Origin of the sequence: Bacteroides sp. Phil13 (assembly GCF_001940965.1) — a bacterium.
Taxonomy (GTDB): domain Bacteria; phylum Bacteroidota; class Bacteroidia; order Bacteroidales; family Bacteroidaceae; genus Bacteroides; species Bacteroides intestinalis.
In genome coordinates this window covers 1-19,057 of record NZ_MSHA01000028.1, presented here as the reverse complement: position 1 = coordinate 19,057, position 19,057 = coordinate 1, and the positions used below count along the sequence as shown (strand labels likewise).

Here is a 19,057-nt window from a genome sequence, read left to right as displayed (position 1 = left end):
ATATTGTTTTATTGTTATCTATTATATTGTTTAATGACCTCTTCGTAGATGCGGCGCACTTTCAATCCCACATCTTCCCACTTAATGGCATCCACTTCCTTCTTACCTTCGTCACGCAAGTATTCATAAAGGGCAGGATAAGTACAGATAGCATAAATCGCATCTGCCATAGCGTGGATATCCCAATAATCGGTCTTAATACATTTCTCCAAAATCTCGGCACAACCGGATTGTTTAGAGATAATGGTAGGTACACTACACTGCATAGCTTCCAAAGGAGAAATACCAAATGGTTCCGAAACAGAGGGCATGATATACACATCACTTGCCTTCAGCATTTCATACACTTGACTTCCTTTCATGAAACCGGGGAAATGGAAGCGGTCGGCAATACCGCGTTCAGCTACCAAACGAATCATCTGGTTCATCATATCACCATTACCCGCCATTACGAAACGGATGTTACGAGTACGGTGTAATACCATTGCAGCAGCTTCTACGAAATACTCAGGTCCTTTTTGCATAGTAATACGACCTAAGAAAGTCACCACCTTTTCATTCGGTTTCTTCTGCGGTACGATATCCTGTATTTCCTGCGGAAGCGGAGAAACTGCATTATGCACGGTAGATACCTTGCGTGGATCCTGGAAATACTTATGAATAACCGTTTGACGAGTCAGCTCGCTTACACACATAATGTGATCGGCATGATCCATTCCATTCTTCTCAATGGCATACACAGTGGGATTCACATTACCACGGCTACGGTCAAAGTCGGTGGCGTGCACATGGATTACCAACGGTTTGCCTGATACCTGTTTGGCATGAATACCTGCAGGATACGTCAACCAGTCATGTGAGTGGATGATCTCAAACTCTTGTTGACGTGCCACAACACCGGCTACAATAGAATAGTTATTGATCTCTTCGTGCAAGTTGGCCGGATAACGGCCGGAAAACTCGATACAACCGAGATCATTAGTATGCAAATAATTGAAATCGGCATAAATATGATCACGTAAATCATAATAGAGTTGGGGGTTCATATAAGAACCTACACGTCCCTGAACATAATCCCAGTTTACATCACGCCACACTACAGGAGTGCTATTCATGCCTATGATACGCAAGAAGCTCTGGTCTTCATCGCCCCACGGCCTTGGAATACAGAAAGTAATTTCCATATCTTCCTGCTGGGACATTCCCTTCGTCAGACCGTAGCTGGCAGTTCCCAAGCCACCTAAGATATGCGGGGGGAACTCCCATCCAAACATTAAAACTTTCATTTTCGTTCCTCCTCTTATAAATTATACTTAGACAACAATTTCAAGATGCGCAGTATTTCAGCCACATTCATAGCAAAAGATACTGCACCACGACCTCTGAACGGTGGATTACCATCAAAGAGTTCGGGGAGCGAACCAATACAATGACTCGTCATCTCATCTTCAAAACCAATCAGATAACGCTCCACGAATGATACACCGCTCATCTTGTAAATACGCAGGTACGCCTCCATATAGAAACCCATAAGCCAAGGCCAGGCTGTACCCTGGTGATAAGCATAATCTCTCTGAATCTGAGGACCAACATAATTAGGATTGTACCCCCCACTCTTCGGACTGAGAGTACGCAGACCTTTCGGAGTAAGCAACTCTTTCGTCACAATATCAAGCACTTGTTTTTTCTGTGCCCGGTCCAGCGGAGAATAATCAAAGGCAACGGTAAATATCATATTGGGACGGACGCTCCAGTCCATCATATATCCATCTACATAATCGAACAGATAACCACTCTCATTACGGAAAATCTCTACAAAGGACTTCCCGGTTATTTCAGCCTGGGCATCCAGTTCATCTGCCAGATGAACATTACCAGCTTCACGGACCAGATCGGCTATGAAGCGAAGTGCATTATACCACAAAGAGTTCACTTCCACAATGTATCCTGTACGTGGTGTTACCGGACGACCATTTACCGTAGAATTCATCCAGGTAATAGCTTTCTCTGTTCCATTGGCATATAGCAGACCATTTTCATGCAGGAAAAGATTATCATGCTTACGGCTACGGATGTAATCCATGATATCCTCCAGCAAACGGCCATATTTCTGGCGACATTGTTCACGAGAGGTTTCTTTAGCATATTGTTGCAATGCCCATATAGCCCATAACAATACATCGGGATCTTCCATTTCGTAGATCTTATAGCTGACGGGCTCACCATTGATAAACTCACGTATAGCCTTTTCAGCAGTTACCATAACATCTTCGAACTCATTCTGTTCATCTACTGCCAGCGTCAATCCAGGCAAAGATACAAACAGGTCGCGGGCACGACACTTGAACCAGGGATATCCGGCCAATACATAATGATCATTACCCTGCTTGTTATGGAACTGGTGGGCCGAGTTCTGCAGACAGTGATAAAAACTGTCGCGTGGCGTACGATCTTCCACTTCCGCTTCAAATGTCTGTTTCAACTTACGCGGAGAAATCTCAGAGATACCGGCAGAGAAAACAATACTCTCACCCTTCTTTATATCCACTTCGAAATATCCGGGAACATACAAATCTTCATTAAAACTATATCCACGTTCCTGTTCTTTAGGGTATTCGATACCACGATACCAGTCCGGCTGATAGTGAAACTCATTCTTCTTATTCAATTGCATGAAGAGCTCAGGATAACCGGGATACATACAAGTTTTTATACCATTTTCTATCAACTGATAGTCGCGGTTTGCCTGTGGATTTTCGTGCGTATATTCGCGTACACTACGAAATGCCAGGAAAGGGCGGAAACGAAGTGTGGTTGCCGAATGGGCATCTACCAAGGTATAACGAATTAAAATTCTGTTTTCATGGTGTACAAAGATCTTTTCTTTGCGGAGAATAACTCCTCCAACACGGTAAGTTGTCGCCGGGATATGTTCGCAATCAAATTCGCGGATATACTTATGTCCGTTCGGACTAAAGTGGTTTCCTTGATATTTATGCAACCCCAGGTTAAACTCCGCACCGTGCTGAATTACCGTTTCATCCAAAGAAGACAGCAGCACATGATTTTCATCGTCGAGATTGGGGACAGGAATCACCAATAGTCCATGATATTTGCGTGTGTTACAATCTACAATCGTTGTACAATGATAGGCTCCTGATTTATTTGTCCGGAGTATCTCCCTTGGTAAAGATTCTTCCAGATTGATCATCAGAGTCTTGTCAAATCGTAAATAACTCATAGTTGTGCATTATTTAAAGGTTAATTGTTCAGGCATCATGCTCCATACCTCGCCTACTATGTTTACGGGTATGGTAGTGATGCCCAAAAATACAAATTAAAGACAATACGCAAAATAAAAAGTTCATTTATTTTCGTTTTTTACTTAAATATTCGTAGCATTGTACCAAAATAACAGAAACCTGTACGAAACATGAAGCATGATATCCGCCGGATAGCTCTGGCAGCGGTTATACCGTTATTCCTTATTTTTATTCTTTACTTGCTAAAATTCCTTGAAGTCGGCATGGACTGGGATTTCAGGAGGTTAGGTGTATATCCTATGGAGCAAAGAGGAGTATTTGGTATCTTCGCACATCCGCTTGTACATGGCAGCTGGAAGCATTTACTGGCAAATACATTACCGCTACTCTTTCTGATGTGGTGCTTGTTCTACTTTTACCGGCACATTGCCTCTTATATATTCTTTGCCATCTGGATAGGATGCGGTGCACTCACCTTTCTTATAGGTAAACCGGGATGGCACATCGGAGCCAGTGGAATCATTTACGGCCTTGCATTCTTTCTATTTTTCAGCGGCATTCTTCGAAAGCACGTTCCACTCATTGCGATTTCCTTATTAGTCACCTTTCTTTATGGCGGACTTATCTGGAATATGTTCCCGTTCTTTGCCAAAGAAACCACTTCCTGGGAAGGACATCTCAGCGGAGCGATAACCGGAACGATATGCGCCATAGCATTCATGGGGTATGGGCCTCAACGACCGGACCCGTTTGCAGATGAAAAAGAAGAAGAGGAAGGAATACCCGATGAAGAGTCCGGAGAAGAAGAGGAGAAAGCTTTTTGACACGGTTGTCCCTCAACGAAATATCATTACTATTTATATCGTCCTCACACCTTTACTAAAGCCTCTTTTCTTTTTTACTAAATCTTCGGTCAGTTTTTAGTAAAAATCCACTGGAGTTTTACTAAAAATCGGATGAAGATTTACTAAAAATTGCTACCCCCCTTCAGAATACCCTCTGACGAGAGTTCAGCTACAGGAAATCCGGGAAACGGTCTGTTTCAACCCTATCAGAAAGAAATGAACACTTTTCCTTTTCCGTGACACCGCCTACGGATTGTATGTGTCCACGGGCACGTGCTTCATGACTATTTTTGCAATGCCTCCACCAGCAAGGTAATGTTTGCCATAAACAACCTCACCGAGATAGCCAACAGAATGATGCCGAAAAACTTACGGATAATATAGATGCCGCCCTTACCTAAAAAGCGTTCTACACGCCCTGTCATGCTAACGACAAAATATACCCATAACATATTCAACACCAAAGCAACGATAATATTAACACTGGCGTATTCCGCACGAAGAGAAAGTAATGTAGTGAAAGCACCTGCACCTGCCAGCAACGGGAAAACCAGCGGCACTAAAGTAGCCTCCTTAATCGGCCCCTGATTCTTGAATATCTCTATATCCAGAATCATCTCCAGAGACATCAGGAAAATAACGAATGCACCCGCAACGGCAAACGATTCAATATCCACATGAAATAACTTTAACATCATATCTCCTGCATAGAAGAAGCCTATCAATAACGCAAAAGATATCAACGTAGCCTTCAATGCGTTCACCTCTTTACCTTTTTCCTTCAAATTGATAATGATAGGAATAGAACCAATGATATCAATAACTGCGAATAGTACGATAAATGCACTGATCATTTGTTGTAAGTTAAATGCTGCAAACATGTGTCCCTCCTTTTTTTTGCAAAGATAATCGATTTTTATGCATTCCGCAAGATTTAATTACCTGAATGAATAGCACGTTTAAGAAATAATAAAAAAAACAAAAAGAGAGGCAAAGTGTTTACGGTAAATAACTATTATGCCTACATTTGTTTTCAAACAAGAAGTTGATAAAGATATGGAAACGATGTATGACACCCTGCTCCAATTGCCACTATTTCAAGGACTCGCCCATGAGGACTTCACCAGTATATTGGGAAAAGTAAAATTACATTTCACCAAGCATAAGGCGGGCGAAATCTTAGTTAAAAAAGGTACAGCATGTGTACAGTTGGTATTTATCTTAAACGGGGAAATCGCTTCATCTACCTCATCTACAGATAATTCTTACACCTTTACAGAGTTCTTTCAGGCTCCTTACCTGATCGAGCCCCAATCCTTGTTCGGTATGAATACATCTTATGTATCTACTCACGTAGCCCATACAGAAGTGCATACCGTAACTATCAGTAAAGCGTTTGTGATGAACGATTTGTTCAGATACGAAATCTTCCGACTCAACTATATGAATATTATCAGTAACCGGGCACAAACCTGCTACAATCGTTTGTGGACGGAAGTTCCGGAAAGACTTGAAGCACGTATCACCGATTTTATACTCTCACACATTGAACGCCCCTCGGGAGAAAAGATACTGAAAATAAAGATGGAGGAACTTGCCAATGCTATTAATGACACACGCCTGAATGTATCGAAAGCATTGAATGGCATGCAGGAAAATGGCTTACTGGAGCTACACCGAGGCGAAATAGTGATTCCGGACTTAGAAAGATTGATCCCCTAAAAGTCTTTTTATAAGTATCAGAATATAAATTACGCGAATCATACAGAACTGATTTCTTTAAAGAATCAAAGAAAATATCTGTATGATTCGCGTAATTTATGTTCTAAAACCTTCTTTAGTTACCGTCCGGCTTTTCCACTTCCGTAAACGGAATGTCATTCCATTTAAAAGAGTCGCGATTATCCGGCTGTGACGGGTTATATCCCTGGTAATCTGCTCTCAGGAACTTCACAACAGGCAACCCGGCTTTCTTCATACCTTCAATTACACATTTAGCAATCTGATAGGCTCCATACGGATTAAAATGGGTATTATCCGCCAATGGTCTATCCTGTCCGGGATAAGTATTTGCCGGATAGTGCACAAAAGCATGTTTAGACTCCTCTACTCCCATAGCCTCATACAAGACACGTGTCATAGCATGCAGGTCTATTAAAGGTATATTTTCCTTTTCTGCCAACCAACGTACTGCATCGGGAAAATCCAAATGAGTGTTTTCTATCTTACCATTTTCATCAAAACGACGTCTTTGGGTAGGAGTTACCAATACAGGTTGAGCACCACGGGCACGAGCTTCATCTACAAAAGTTTTCAGACTTGTCATAAAAGAGTAAAAAGCACCCTTACCAGGGCCTTTCTGCTTTTGGTCGTTGTGCCCGAACTCCATAAAGATATAATCGCCCGGTTTCATTTGCGTCAGAGCTTTCTTTAAACGACCGGCACCAATGAAAGTATTGGCGGATTCGCCAGACTCAGCATAATTTGCAAAGCAAATGCTATCTGTAAAAAAGCGAGGTACCATCTGTCCCCAGCTGGCCCAAGGTTCATTATCCTGATCTACCACAGTAGAGTTACCACACAAGAAGATAGTAGGCACACTTTCCACACGCTCAATAATCAGCTCTGTTAACTGGGGAGCATCTCCGTTGAATTCTAAAGTCAGCTTATCGTCCCAGTTCAGTTTGCTACGCTCACGCGGCTTGATGCGCACGTCTTCTTTGTCGGAGATATGTATATCACGCTTATTTATAGTGAAGGAACAGGGTAGCAATTCCCCTTTTCTCGTTTTCACGTTCTCATAAAAGAGACGGCGTGATTCTCCTCGAAGCGTTGTTTCTCCGGCATTGCGTTTGCTGCCTACAATAGCTGTAACATGATAATTCCCATCCGGTACGGCTATAGAAAAGAAGAAAGGAGCCTTACTCTTTCCGTCAGGAGAAGGACACAAGTCATATCCATAGCCTTTTGCCTGATCATACCGGTCGGTAGATGTAACCTTAATATATCCGTCCTTCACTTTTTTACCAGAAGTAAAGTCGAACTTATAACTTTGTGCTCCCACACCGGAAGCAAACAAGAATCCTAAAATTAACAATGTAAAAATCCGTCTCATATTTCTTTCATTTTATGCTAGTTACTCAATTTATTATGCAAAGAAAAGGAACGACTTCACAGTCCCTCCTTCCCCCTAATTGACTTTTTAATCAATTATACTATAATCTATGAAATCTGTTACTAATTAATTTAATTTATACACTTCAGTCCCAGCCAACAGGAAGCAGCCGATACCATAATCCTCAAAATCAGGTATTTTATCATAAGTCACTGGCTGACCGTCTTTAGGTTCCTTTCCTGTTCCCTGTACATAGCCCAAACAACCGTTCGGATGAACAGCATCCTGTACCATTGCATTCCAAGCTTTTAACAATACGGGGAGGTATTCTTTCTTATCCAATAACCCATTGCGCACGCCCCAGGCCATTCCATAAACAAATAAAGCCGTACCACTCGTTTCTTTACCGCCAAAGTTTGTTTCATCATGCAAGCTCGCATTCCAGAAACCATCTTTACGCTGACATTTCTTGATTGCCTTACTCATAGCCAGGAAGTCATTGATGTAATCTGCACGATGTACCTCATTTGCCGGTAATTCTTCCAACACCCGCACCAATGCAGCATACGCCCAACCATTGCCACGGCTCCAATAGCAATCTTCTCCATTCGGTTCTTTATAGGGCGGAACAAAGTCATGATCTCTCCACCACAGTCCATCTTTAGGGTTGAACAGACCATTCTTGGCATACTCGTTGCGGGTATAGCTATATAATTCCCACATCTTATCAGTATATTTCTGCTCTCCTGTCAACTTACCCAGTTTGGCATAAATAGGCATTGCCATTTGTATGGCATCTACCCACCACCAATCGTTTACCTGCGGAGTATTAACCACCATGTCGATATTAATCTTGATATTCTTAATCATCTCCGGATTGGGGCAAATATTATACAAATCGATATAAACCTGTCCGCAACACTGGTCATCGGCATTACGGGTAATATTCCCGTTGCGCATTCCCCATTTATGATAATCAGCCCACTGATAAGCATAATTATAATAATCTTCCCGTGGAAAAATGGAATGCAGCGCCATCAATCCCTCATAATATACTCCCCGCGTCCAGATATTGCTGGGACGAATAATACCATTATAAGACGGCGTACGATAATCTGCATACTTCTTCATGAAGTAATCATTCACTTTTACCAAAGTTTTAAGTGTCTCTTTTCTGTCGGGTAATCCTTGTGCACTGACACTCCCGCAAATAAGACTCACAAAGAGGAAAACTCCTATCAATTTCTTTTTCATGATGTGGTTATTACTCATTAATACTGTTCTATATCTTAATCTACCTATTGTTTCACACTAATTATTATACCCTTCACCATCCACGGTTATATTCCGGTACACCACTCCCTCGGCATCATCCGTCACAAACAAAGGACGTCCATCCGGCTGTTTATAATGGAAATGTACATTATCCAGCGTCACTCCCTGTGCATGACGGATATAAAAACCTTTTGCCGGAATAATGCCGAACATCCATGGTTCCGGATAAGTCTTTTCATTCTCAGGCGGAATACGCTTGCCATCTTCCGCCGTATAGCCTCCCTGATGATAAATATGGATATTGCTGAAAGTTACATCCTCGATCCATGCTCCCGGCACCCCACTGATAATGGAAGAGTAACGTGAATCGGCATTGAATACATTGACATTACTGATAAGAATACGCTTCATTGAACCTACCGGAGTACCTTCGGGGCTACGCATACGTTTGCCAAGGCGCAGGAAGAAAGGGGCATTCACAATATCCCGCATTGTGATATTGCTGATAACAATATCTTCCAACTGACCGCCATCCACCGTTTCAAGGGCAAGACCGCGGCAACGCTCAAAGATACAGTTCGTAATAGCAATGTTCTTGAAGCCGCCACTGGATTCAGTGCCCAACTTTATACGTCCCGTTACATAGCCGTGATCGGGCGCCTGCGGTTCATCGCGCTGCCATGTGGCATCCAGCATCGTTCCACGGTCGTAACCGGTAACATAGCAATCGGAAATCGTCACATTCTCCGTGTCCCTAAAACTTCCGAGGGCGTAGGATGCCTTCAATACAATAGCATCATCCCACGGACTGTTGACACTACATCCCATTATACGGACATTTTTACAGCAATCTATATCGAATCCGTCACGGTTGGTATCCACTTTCAGGTTGATAATACTCAGATTATCCACTCCGGTAGCCAACAAGGCAAAATGTCCGCAACGCAACATAGAGAAATCTTTCAGTGTGATATTTTTGCAAAGCTTCAAGCTGATAGCCTTATTTCCCACTCCCGACAAACGACTTTCTTCACGAGTCAGTCCACGACCATAGATTAGTCCGGGACCGCTAATAGTCACATCTTCAATGCCGATTCCCCAGATCAGGGAGTTTTTCCAATGACTATGACCAAAGTCCTGATAACGGTTATGTTCGTTCGGCTCAGCCTCATCATATCCACCCTCCGGAGTAGGCGATGCCGCTATGATGCGCGCACCTTGTTCCAGATAAAGATGAACATGGCTGGCAAGCCGTATGGAATAGCAGACATATTCTCCGGCAGGGATATATACGGTACCACCACCTTCACCGGCAGCCGCAGAGATGGCACGATTAATGGCAGGCGAATCAATAGTCACCCCGTCGGCCCTGGCTCCATAATCTTTCACATTATGGATGGACGCCTGCATCAGCAGCACGCAGCAACAAACCGATATGAGCACAACCAAACGTTTCATCTCTTATTTTCTTTTTGAAATAGTTCCGGTAACATAAAGTAATTATAATCCGCCTTGGCATTCTGTTTATAGAAACAGAAGTAACAATTCTCTTGCGCAGTCCAGGAGTAGAAACCGGAAAGTACAGGAGCATCTGTTTTCTTTCCCGAATGATACAATTCAAGTGGAGTTTTCTGCCGATGGGCATCCGACAAGCGAAGTTCAGAACCAACAGGCATGATTCCCGAAGTAACCCGCAAACCCATGCTTTCGCCATAATATACAGTGACAACATTCTCTTCATCACTGAATACATTGTCCCGGCAAGCCCCGGGAGAGATTATATTTCCTTCTTTCGAAAGAGTTTCATCTTCATTGCAGGCTCCGAAAGCCCAACACAAAGATATATTTTCGGGTAAACGGGAGCCGGAAACCTCCATTACAAAACCCTTCGTATCTGCCAAAGGACATATTACCAACCTAACTTCACCCTTATCTAACAATGCATCCTTTATGGTATATATCCGGTCTCCCGTTTTCTTCAAATTACATTCATCCAACCAACGGCTTTCATCACCTGCTACTATTCCAAACCGGAAAGTACCCGACCCTTTAGACAAACAGAAAGGAAGCACCTGTGCTTTCACTTCCATCAGCACAAGGACTAACAATAATAATATCGTAATGCTTCTCCTCATAGTACCCAGTATTCCGTTAATTAATTCATGCTGCGAAAATAGGCCATTTCACAGTTTCAATAAATGGAAACATGTACATTTACATGGAAATTCATCTAAAAGAGTCCTATTTTGCAGGAAATTGCACTATTTTCCATAGGCTCTTTTTTCTGAGCCACTTATCTTTGCGTACATATAAATCCAACAAGAAAAACATCCATGAAAAAGCAAATCTTCACCCTACTTTGTGCATGCCTGATGAGCGAAATGCTCTTTGCACAATCAACATGGTTCAATGACAAAGACCTCACCCTGACCGGTGTTTACTACTATCCCGAGCATTGGGACGAAAGCCAATGGGAACGTGACTTCAAGCAGATGCATGACTTAGGTTTTGAGTTCACCCACTTTGCCGAATTTGCCTGGGCACAACTGGAACCGGAAGAGGGTAAATATGACTTCGCCTGGTTGGACAAGGCAATCGCTTTGGCAGACAAGTACAAACTAAAAGTAGTGATGTGTACTTCTACCGCTACCCCACCCGTCTGGTTAAGTCGCAAATATCCTGAAATCCTGATTAAGTATGAAGATGGTACAGTCCTCGACCACGGTGCCCGCCAACATGCATCATTCGCCTCTCCACGATATCGGGAGCTCGCCTACAAGATGATAGAAAAGTTGGCACAACATTACGGCAATGATCCACGCATCGTAGGCTGGCAGCTTGATAACGAGCCTGCCGTACAGTTCGATTATAGTGAGGCGGCAGAAATAGCATTCCGCAACTTCCTGAAAAACAAGTATCACAATACTATCAAAGAACTGAATGATGCCTGGGGCACTGCTTTCTGGAGTGAAGTTTATTCTACCTTTGACGAAATCACCCTCCCCAAGACTGCCCAGATGTTTATGAACCATCATCAAATACTGGATTACCGACGTTTTGCCGCCGGACAAACCAATGACTTCCTGAATGAGCAATGCCTGCTGATTAAGAAGCATGCCCGCAACCAATGGATTACCACCAATTATATCCCCAACTATGATGAAGGCCATATTGGTGGAAGTCCCGACCTGGATTTCGTAAGCTATACCCGCTACATGGTTTATGGCGATAACGAAGGCATCGGACGTCGCGGATATCGGGTGGGAAATCCGTTACGCATCGCCTTTGCCAACGATTTCTTCCGCCCCGTACAAGGAACTTACGGAGTAATGGAACTGCAACCGGGACAAGTAAATTGGGGAGGTATTAATCCACAACCGCTTCCCGGAGCTGTCCGCCTGTGGCTCTGGAGTGTATTTGCAGGAGGAAGCGATTTCATTTGTACGTACCGTTACCGCCAGCCGCTTTACGGAACAGAACAGTATCATTACGGAATTGCCAACACAGACGGCACTACCATCACCCCCGGAGGACATGAATTCGAACAATTCATCAAAGAAGTGAAACAACTGCGTACACAGGCAAAAGCACGTGATGTGAAACCCGCTGATTACCAAGCCCGTCGCACCGCCATACTTTTCAATCACGAAAATGCATGGAGCATCGAACGCCAGAAGCAGAACCGTACCTGGAACACGATGGCACACATCGACAAGTATTACCGTACGCTAAAAAGCTTCGGCGCTCCGGTCGATATTATTAATGAAAGCAAAGATATGTCACAGTATCCGGTAGTCATTGCTCCTGCCTATCAGATGGCAGACAAAGCATTGGTAGACCGTTGGACTGAATACGTAAAGAATGGTGGTAATCTAGTATTAACCTGCCGTACAGCACAGAAAGACCGTTACGGCCGTCTGCCTGAAGCACTTTTCGGTTCACTGATCTATGATTTGACGGGAAATGAAATAGAGTTTTACGACCTTCTGCTCCCCGAAGAACCGGGAAAGTTTGTTATGGATGGCAAAGAATACCCCTGGAATACCTGGGGAGAGATACTGAAACCAAGTAAGGATTGCCAGACCTGGGGAAAGTATATCGAAGAATTTTATGAAGGAAAACCGGCCATTACCACCCGCAAACTTGGTAAAGGTACTATCACTTATGTAGGAATCGACAGCACAGACGGAACTTTAGAAAGAGATGTGCTCAAAAAGCTCTATGCAAAACTGAATATATCTGTAATGGATCTGCCGTATGGAGTAACGATGGAATATCGCAACGGTTTGGGAATAGTTCTCAATTATGGCGACAAGCCCTATCAGTTCAATCTTCCTGAAGGAACCAAAACTTTGATAGGAACAACAGATATTCCGACGGCAGGAGTACTGGTATTTGCAACAAAGCAATAGTTTAGAGTCGGCATCTATTTATACACAATAAGTATCATGAGAAAGAAACTATTATTTATCATCTTCTGCCTGTCCGCCCTCACAGGATTTGCACAGACAGCAAACACTCACTCGCAAACGGATGATCTGAAAGGAAAACGTATCGGAGTCATTGGTGACAGTTATGTGAAGAACCACAAAGAACCTGTTGAAAATACCTGGCACTATGCGTTTGCTCAAAAACATGGCATGGAATACTTCAATTATGGTAGGAATGGGAATAGTATTGCTTATTCCAGCCCGCGCTGGGGCGAGGCCATGTACATAAGATATAAAGAGATGACAGACAGCCTCGACTATGTTATCGTAATCGGAGGACACAACGATGCTTTCAAGCTTGATTCCATCGGAGGAATAGATAATTTCAAAGCTAAGCTGGAAATACTCTGCAAAGGCCTCGTAGAGAAATATCCCACAGCCAAAATCTTTTTCTTTACCCGATGGAACTGTAAGAACTTTAAGGAAAGTGACTCCGAGAAAGTGGTAGACGCCATGGTTGAAGTCTGCGGTAATTACAGCATTCCCATCTTTGATTGCGCCAGGAAGGGAGGTATCTATGCCGACAATGACACTTTCAGAAGAATATATTTTCAGGGAGAGAAGGACACGGCACATCTGAATGCAAAAGGCCATGCCCGCTTCCTGAAAGTAGCGGAGAACTTTATATTACAGTATTGAAGCCACTGTGGGCTCTTTGACCGGAACACCTAGCTGTTTCCTTTTTTCATCTTTATCGTAAGTAGCAGTTCAAAATTGGTTTGATACATATAACTCGTTTTCGCATCATGTTTTGTTATTTGAAGATGCTCAGTGGAGCCATCCAGTAAGTGTAAAATCAAGATCATGTCAAGTAAACAAGAAAAGGGTTGCCTCATCTGCCTACAGAGGACAACCCTTTACAAATCAACAAAACTATATTATCCTATACCCTAAATTAATACCCCGGATTCTGCATATCCTTCTTTTCTTGATCTGTCAGTGGTTCACCATTGTCATTAGTCAAGCCATCAAGGAACGACTGAGGAATAGGACGCAGGTTATGATGTTCTTGAATATAGAGTGTTTCAGGATTGAAAAGTTTGGCACGCTTATAAAGAGTCTTCGTGCGGCTCAGTTCATCCCAGCGATTCCACTCACCCAATAATTCACGAGTACGTTCGTTCAGAATAAAATTAACCTTACCTTCTAGTGTATTAACACTCAGTCCCATTCCGTTCAATACAGCTTGGTCTTCTGCAGGGAGGTTGTTCCAACTGGAGATTTGAAGGCTAGATGCATTCCACGATTCACTTTCTACCGGACGTTCCACACCCGTAGAAAGTACATAAGAATTCTTCTGGATAAACGAATATTCAAATGCCTGCTGATTCGTCAACTTAGCGCCATTGGCATCTTTGTTACCTTTTGCACAATTGCCTGAAGCTGTTGAGTTACTCTTGAAAGCAATAGTACCATCTACATAATATTCACGGTCTTCACCGGCTTTCCATTCAGCACGTTTGCGCAGCAAGTTAATAGTAGCCAATGCGCCTGCATCATCACCATTACGTACTTGACATTCAGCTTTCACAAGGTAGGTCTCACCAACACGAGCCATCGTTACATCGCGGTGTGCATCCCCCTTTTCACCGGTACGGCTACCATCGGCTGTTTTGTTAATACCACAGAACATATTAGAACGATTGGCTGCCGATGTACCGTAAGTATTCATCACATATTGACCTTCAGCATAAACCGGGGCTACATTGGGTACCCATTTACCCGTTTCAGGATTGACAAATGTATGCTTAATAGCCGCACGACCAAACTCATCCTTACGAAAGCGTGTGTCATCCTTCTTATTCAACAAGAAGAGAACTCCTTGATCGCCAAATGTGGGCGCATTTTCAGCTTTAACATAATCGGGCGTTGCTACGTTATTGCAAATACCATAAACCGTTTTAAAGGTTTTCCACATACGAGAATCATTCACATTATCAAACACAGCATAAGTATATTCTGTAGGACGGCAACGCTGGAACTCCATGTCGCCGATATACTGACCACGGGGAACATAGCCACCTGAATAAGTGTTGTACTGCGAAGAGAAATAATTATAGGTACGATTTCCGTAACGGCCAACAGTAGTCGAAGCATCGTTATGCAAAGCCGACATCAAGATTTCTTTCGACTTTTCAATATTACAGTCCACCCCTGTCCAGTTGGAATACAAATTATTATAATCTTTTTCCAAGCCACGCGCATCAATGACTTCATCACAGAGCCGGATGGCACGGTCAAGATCGGTCTTTGCAGGATAATTACTCTTCCAAGTGCAACGCTCGCTTTGGCGATAGAGTAGAGCTTTAGCCAAGAAATGGGCAGCCGTATATTTAGTCCACGTACCAGCACCACGCCAATCGTCTGTACGAAGCAAATCATACGCTTTCTGCAAGTCGTCAATGACTTGATTCAGTACATCTTCACCACTAGACAGCTTGAAGTTACGTGGAACGCCTGCACTTACATCAATAGGTTCCAGTTGTAATGGGCAACGCTCGTATTGGCAGAACAGACGATAATAGTTGTATCCACGCAAGAAATAAGCTTCCCCCAAGGCTGAATTGCGATCCTGTTCACTGGCTATGAGAGGAGCTTTTTGCAACAGTAGATTACACGTTGCAATACCAAAATACAATTCGTTCCACAAATCTGCAGGCGAAGGATGGTTTCGACGCGACGATCCTGCCGGATTCATTTCAGCCGTATTATAGTCCATCCATCCAAGCGAAGTTTCGTCTGATCCCATTGAAAATTCATCACAACCATAAAGTGTAATGGCATAAGCCCATTCGTATCCAAAGTGCCAACGCAGGTTACCATAAAGACCGGCAGCCATGGCCAATGCGCCCGCACCAGTTTCAAGCAAAGCATCCGTAGTAGTATGGTTTGCATTTTCTTTCAGGAAGTCATCACCGCATGAGGTCGTACCAAACATTATTGAAGCGGCAAGAATACCCGATAATATTTTATTAGTATTTTTCATATTCGTTTTTTTGTTTAATGATTAATGATTAGAAACCTACATTCAAGCCAAACGTAACACCACGATTGTAATAAGACGTACCGAGATCGAGGTCAATGTAATCAATAGATGAATAGATGTCACCCAGATTACGTCCTTGTACATATACTTTCAATGAATTGATACCTATCTTTTTACAAATGTTTTGCGGGATGTTGTACCCCAAAGAAATATTACGCAGTTTCAGGAAGGAAGCATCCTTATAGCCCAACAGACCGGCATAAGAGTCACCCGAACCGTAGATAGGCATCTGCCATTCGGCATTCGGATTATCCGGTGTCCAATAGTCTATTTCACGCTGCTGGAACTGGCCGGCCTGTGCCTCGCCTCCTGTCGAAATCATGTAACCGAAACGACCGTACAATTCAATTCCCAATTCAACACCTTTCCAAGTAAAATAGTTACTCCAGCCCAACGTCCAGCGTGGGGTCTTATTACCCAAAATTATCTTATCATCGTTGGCATCAAGCTGGTAGTCTCCATTCTGATCTACCGGCTTCACCATGCCGACCTTGAATTTGCTTCCCTTCTCATTCCACTTAGCCATTTCCGCCGCATCTGATTCTTTCCAGATACCATCGGCAGCATAATCATAAAAGACTCCTATAGATTGACCAATGAACCATGTGTTGTCAATCATATCATTCTTGCCATTAGCCAGTTCAACAATCTCTTCTTTCTGATAAGCTGCATTGAGAGATGATACCCATTCAAAATCCTCAGTACGGATGGGAGTTACATTCAACGAAATGTCCACACCGAAGTTCTTTGTCTGCCCGATATTCTGCATTGTAGAAGGATACCCTGTCAGAGTAGGAATATTTACGGACATCAACAAATCTTTCGTCTTGGAGTGATAAACGTCTATCGTACCATTGATACGGTTACTTAAGAATCCGAAATCAATACCATAGTTCCACTGTGTAGTTTTCTCCCACGACAGGTCTCTATTAGCCATCGAATTGGCTTTCTTACTCATATCTACATAGTAAGGCTCATTAGTCACAAAAATCATTTGGTTACCCGTCGAAAATGGCATCCAACCTGTAAAGATTCCACCCAATGTACCATAAGGGCTGACGGAAGAGTTACCCGTTGTACCTACACCAATACGCAGTTTCAAATTGTCAATCCAAGTAATGTCTTGCATAAACTCTTCCTGGTTAATGCGCCAACCAAGGGCGGCTGACGGGAAAAAATCCCATTTATTGCCTGCCGCCAGTACTGACGAACCGTCGTAACGTCCTGATACAGTCAAAAGATAGCGATCATTGAACGAATAGTTTATACGAGCCATGTAGGATGCCATCTGGCTTTCGGTCAAACCGGTACCCATGCCTGCTTTGTAACGGGATTGCGTAACATCAACAATCCCCATGTTATTCCATAGCATTTCGGGAACAAGGATATCCAATGCACTCATTGAACCGCTTTCATGGTTATTCTTTGAAGCTGTCTGCAACAATGTCACGCCGATGTTGTGCTTGCCAAACTGGCGGTTATAGAGAATCATATTGTCCAGCGTCCAGGAAAAATAACGGTTAGACCCCCAACTGGCATAATTCGTTGAACCGGCAAGGGATGCCGATGAACTGTCGCGGAAGATACCATTGCGATTGTAACGAAAATCAGGACCAAAAGCAAACTTATAGCTCAAACCTTCCAACGGTTTCCACATCTTGCCGAAATCCAATTGTGCGTAAAAACTAGCCAATGCACGATAATTTTCACGATCATCGTTCACCTTCTTCCATTCATCCACTACCGTATAAGTACGTGATTCGGTATGCGGCGTAGCAATCACATTTCCTTCATCATCGTATGGTACAGCATAACGAGGAATGGATTTGGCCAGTCCGTAAATATCACCGGGGCCGTTATTCGTACCGGCCATACGATCCACACCATACTGTTGGTCTGCAAACGACATATTAATCGATGCTCCTATTTTAATCCAAGGTTTCGGTGTAATATCTACAGTTGCAGCCAGATTAAAACGCTCATATTCCTGTCCTTTCTGCGTACCTTTGTTATTTAAATAACCGAAAGAGAAAGATCCTTGTAGATTCTCACTACCACCAGTGGCGCTCAATGTATGTTCATGGGTGATACCTGTACGCGTTACGATGCCTGTCCAGTCGGTATTGCTTACTTTGGAACCATCCCAAGAATTACCTTCCCAGCCCTTGTTTACATTGTTCAAAGCATAGGTATCACCCGCAAAGATTTTTTGGTCGTTCTCATAAGTAGGCGCATTACCGGGAGCGTAAACCTCCGGATTATTGTTGTAGTACGCCCAGCGCTTCCAAGTAATGTAATCACTGGCACTCATTACAGGCGACTTGTCTTCTATAGTTTCCATAGTGACCGTTCCAGAGTAATTTAAGGCAAATTGCCCTACTTTACCGCGTTTGGTAGTGACAAGCACAACACCATTGGCACCACGCGAACCATAAATAGCCGTAGAAGAAGCATCCTTCAAAATGTCAATCGACTCAATGTCACGCGGATTTAGTGTCTCGATCCCCCCTGCACTCAAAGGAACACCGTCCACGACATAAAGCGGAGTATTACTGGCATTCAATGAACGATTACCACGGATACGAATAGAACCTACAGAACCCGGACGCTGACTGGAAGTAATATCCACACCTGCCGCCTTGCCTTGTAATGCCTCAAAAGCATTGCTTACGGGCTTTGCATTCAGTTCCTTACTCCCTACGCGTGTCAAAGCACCCGTCACGTCACTCTTCTTCTGAACGCCGTAACCTACTACCACTACTTCATCCAACATTGCATTATCTTCCTGCAATGTCACCTGGAAATTTGTTTTTCCTGCAACAGAAATTTCCTGGTCTTTATAACCTATAAAAGAAATAGAAATCGTACCATTATTAGGTACATTGGAAAGAGTAAATCGACCATCCAAGTCAGTAATCACACCATTAGTAGTGCCTTTAACCAGAACATTGGCACCAATAACCGGTTCACCGGTTTGATCAATTACAGTACCCGAAACGGTTTTGCTTTGTGCGGCGGCTCCT

The 19,057-nt window shown here is 43.3% G+C and carries 13 protein-coding genes; 4 read left to right on the top strand and 9 right to left on the bottom strand.

Going from position 1 to position 19,057, the window contains the following annotated elements; genetic code table 11:
- Positions 1-14: 14 nt before the first annotated feature.
- Both BWI44_RS04380 and BWI44_RS04375 read right to left on the bottom strand, forming a co-directional pair.
- Positions 15-1,286, bottom strand: a complete 1,272-nt coding sequence (locus BWI44_RS04380) for a glycosyltransferase family 4 protein (protein WP_007666504.1) — start codon at positions 1,284-1,286, stop codon at positions 15-17.
- Between the two features lie 14 nt (positions 1,287-1,300).
- On the bottom strand, positions 1,301-3,241 hold the full coding sequence (locus tag BWI44_RS04375; protein WP_117706764.1) for a glycogen debranching enzyme N-terminal domain-containing protein: 1,941 nt from the start codon (positions 3,239-3,241) through the stop codon (positions 1,301-1,303).
- A gap of 192 nt (positions 3,242-3,433) precedes the next feature.
- On the opposite strand from BWI44_RS04375, the gene BWI44_RS04370 reads away from it, so the two are divergent.
- Positions 3,434-4,087: a rhomboid family intramembrane serine protease gene (locus tag BWI44_RS04370; RefSeq protein ID WP_195209257.1), complete on the top strand. Its 654-nt coding sequence runs from the start codon at positions 3,434-3,436 to the stop codon at positions 4,085-4,087.
- A 305-nt stretch (positions 4,088-4,392) separates the two neighbouring features.
- On the opposite strand, the gene BWI44_RS04365 is transcribed toward BWI44_RS04370, so the two are convergent.
- Positions 4,393-4,989, bottom strand: coding sequence for a MarC family protein (locus tag BWI44_RS04365; protein WP_117706768.1), 597 nt, complete (start codon positions 4,987-4,989; stop codon positions 4,393-4,395).
- A gap of 175 nt (positions 4,990-5,164) precedes the next feature.
- Here BWI44_RS04365 and BWI44_RS04360 point away from each other — a divergent pair, with 175 nt between their 5' ends.
- Positions 5,165-5,830, top strand: coding sequence for a Crp/Fnr family transcriptional regulator (locus BWI44_RS04360; protein ID WP_117706798.1), 666 nt, complete (start codon positions 5,165-5,167; stop codon positions 5,828-5,830).
- 115 nt (positions 5,831-5,945) lie between these two features.
- Here BWI44_RS04360 and BWI44_RS04355 read toward each other — a convergent pair whose 3' ends face one another.
- From BWI44_RS04355 to BWI44_RS04340, 4 genes are all read right to left on the bottom strand, one after another.
- Entirely contained in the window at positions 5,946-7,223 is a 1,278-nt protein-coding gene (locus BWI44_RS04355) for a rhamnogalacturonan acetylesterase (protein ID WP_118296399.1), read from the bottom strand.
- A 126-nt stretch (positions 7,224-7,349) separates the two neighbouring features.
- Positions 7,350-8,477, bottom strand: coding sequence for a glycoside hydrolase family 88/105 protein (locus BWI44_RS04350; protein WP_286812049.1), 1,128 nt, complete (start codon positions 8,475-8,477; stop codon positions 7,350-7,352).
- A 57-nt stretch (positions 8,478-8,534) separates the two neighbouring features.
- Complete coding sequence (locus BWI44_RS04345; protein WP_044155128.1) at positions 8,535-9,956, bottom strand: rhamnogalacturonidase; 1,422 nt, start codon at positions 9,954-9,956, stop codon at positions 8,535-8,537.
- Positions 9,953-10,633: a DUF4450 domain-containing protein gene (locus tag BWI44_RS04340; RefSeq protein ID WP_007666531.1), complete on the bottom strand. Its 681-nt coding sequence runs from the start codon at positions 10,631-10,633 to the stop codon at positions 9,953-9,955. Before BWI44_RS04340 ends, BWI44_RS04345 begins: the two co-directional genes overlap by 4 nt.
- A 237-nt stretch (positions 10,634-10,870) precedes the next feature.
- Here BWI44_RS04340 and BWI44_RS04335 point away from each other — a divergent pair, with 237 nt between their 5' ends.
- On the top strand, positions 10,871-12,910 hold the full coding sequence (locus tag BWI44_RS04335) for a beta-galactosidase (protein ID WP_394368915.1): 2,040 nt from the start codon (positions 10,871-10,873) through the stop codon (positions 12,908-12,910).
- Between the two features lie 36 nt (positions 12,911-12,946).
- Positions 12,947-13,627, top strand: coding sequence for an SGNH/GDSL hydrolase family protein (locus BWI44_RS04330; protein ID WP_167507380.1), 681 nt, complete (start codon positions 12,947-12,949; stop codon positions 13,625-13,627).
- A 256-nt stretch (positions 13,628-13,883) separates the two neighbouring features.
- Here the strand turns inward: BWI44_RS04330 and BWI44_RS04325 are convergent, their stop codons facing one another.
- Both BWI44_RS04325 and BWI44_RS04320 read right to left on the bottom strand, forming a co-directional pair.
- A complete protein-coding gene (locus BWI44_RS04325) occupies positions 13,884-15,974 on the bottom strand; it encodes a RagB/SusD family nutrient uptake outer membrane protein (protein WP_007666539.1) in 2,091 nt (696 codons plus the stop codon).
- Positions 15,975-16,002: 28 nt separating this feature from the next.
- Positions 16,003-19,057, bottom strand: a 3,055-nt coding sequence (locus BWI44_RS04320) for a SusC/RagA family TonB-linked outer membrane protein (protein ID WP_286812037.1), incomplete at its 5' end; no start/stop codon positions are given.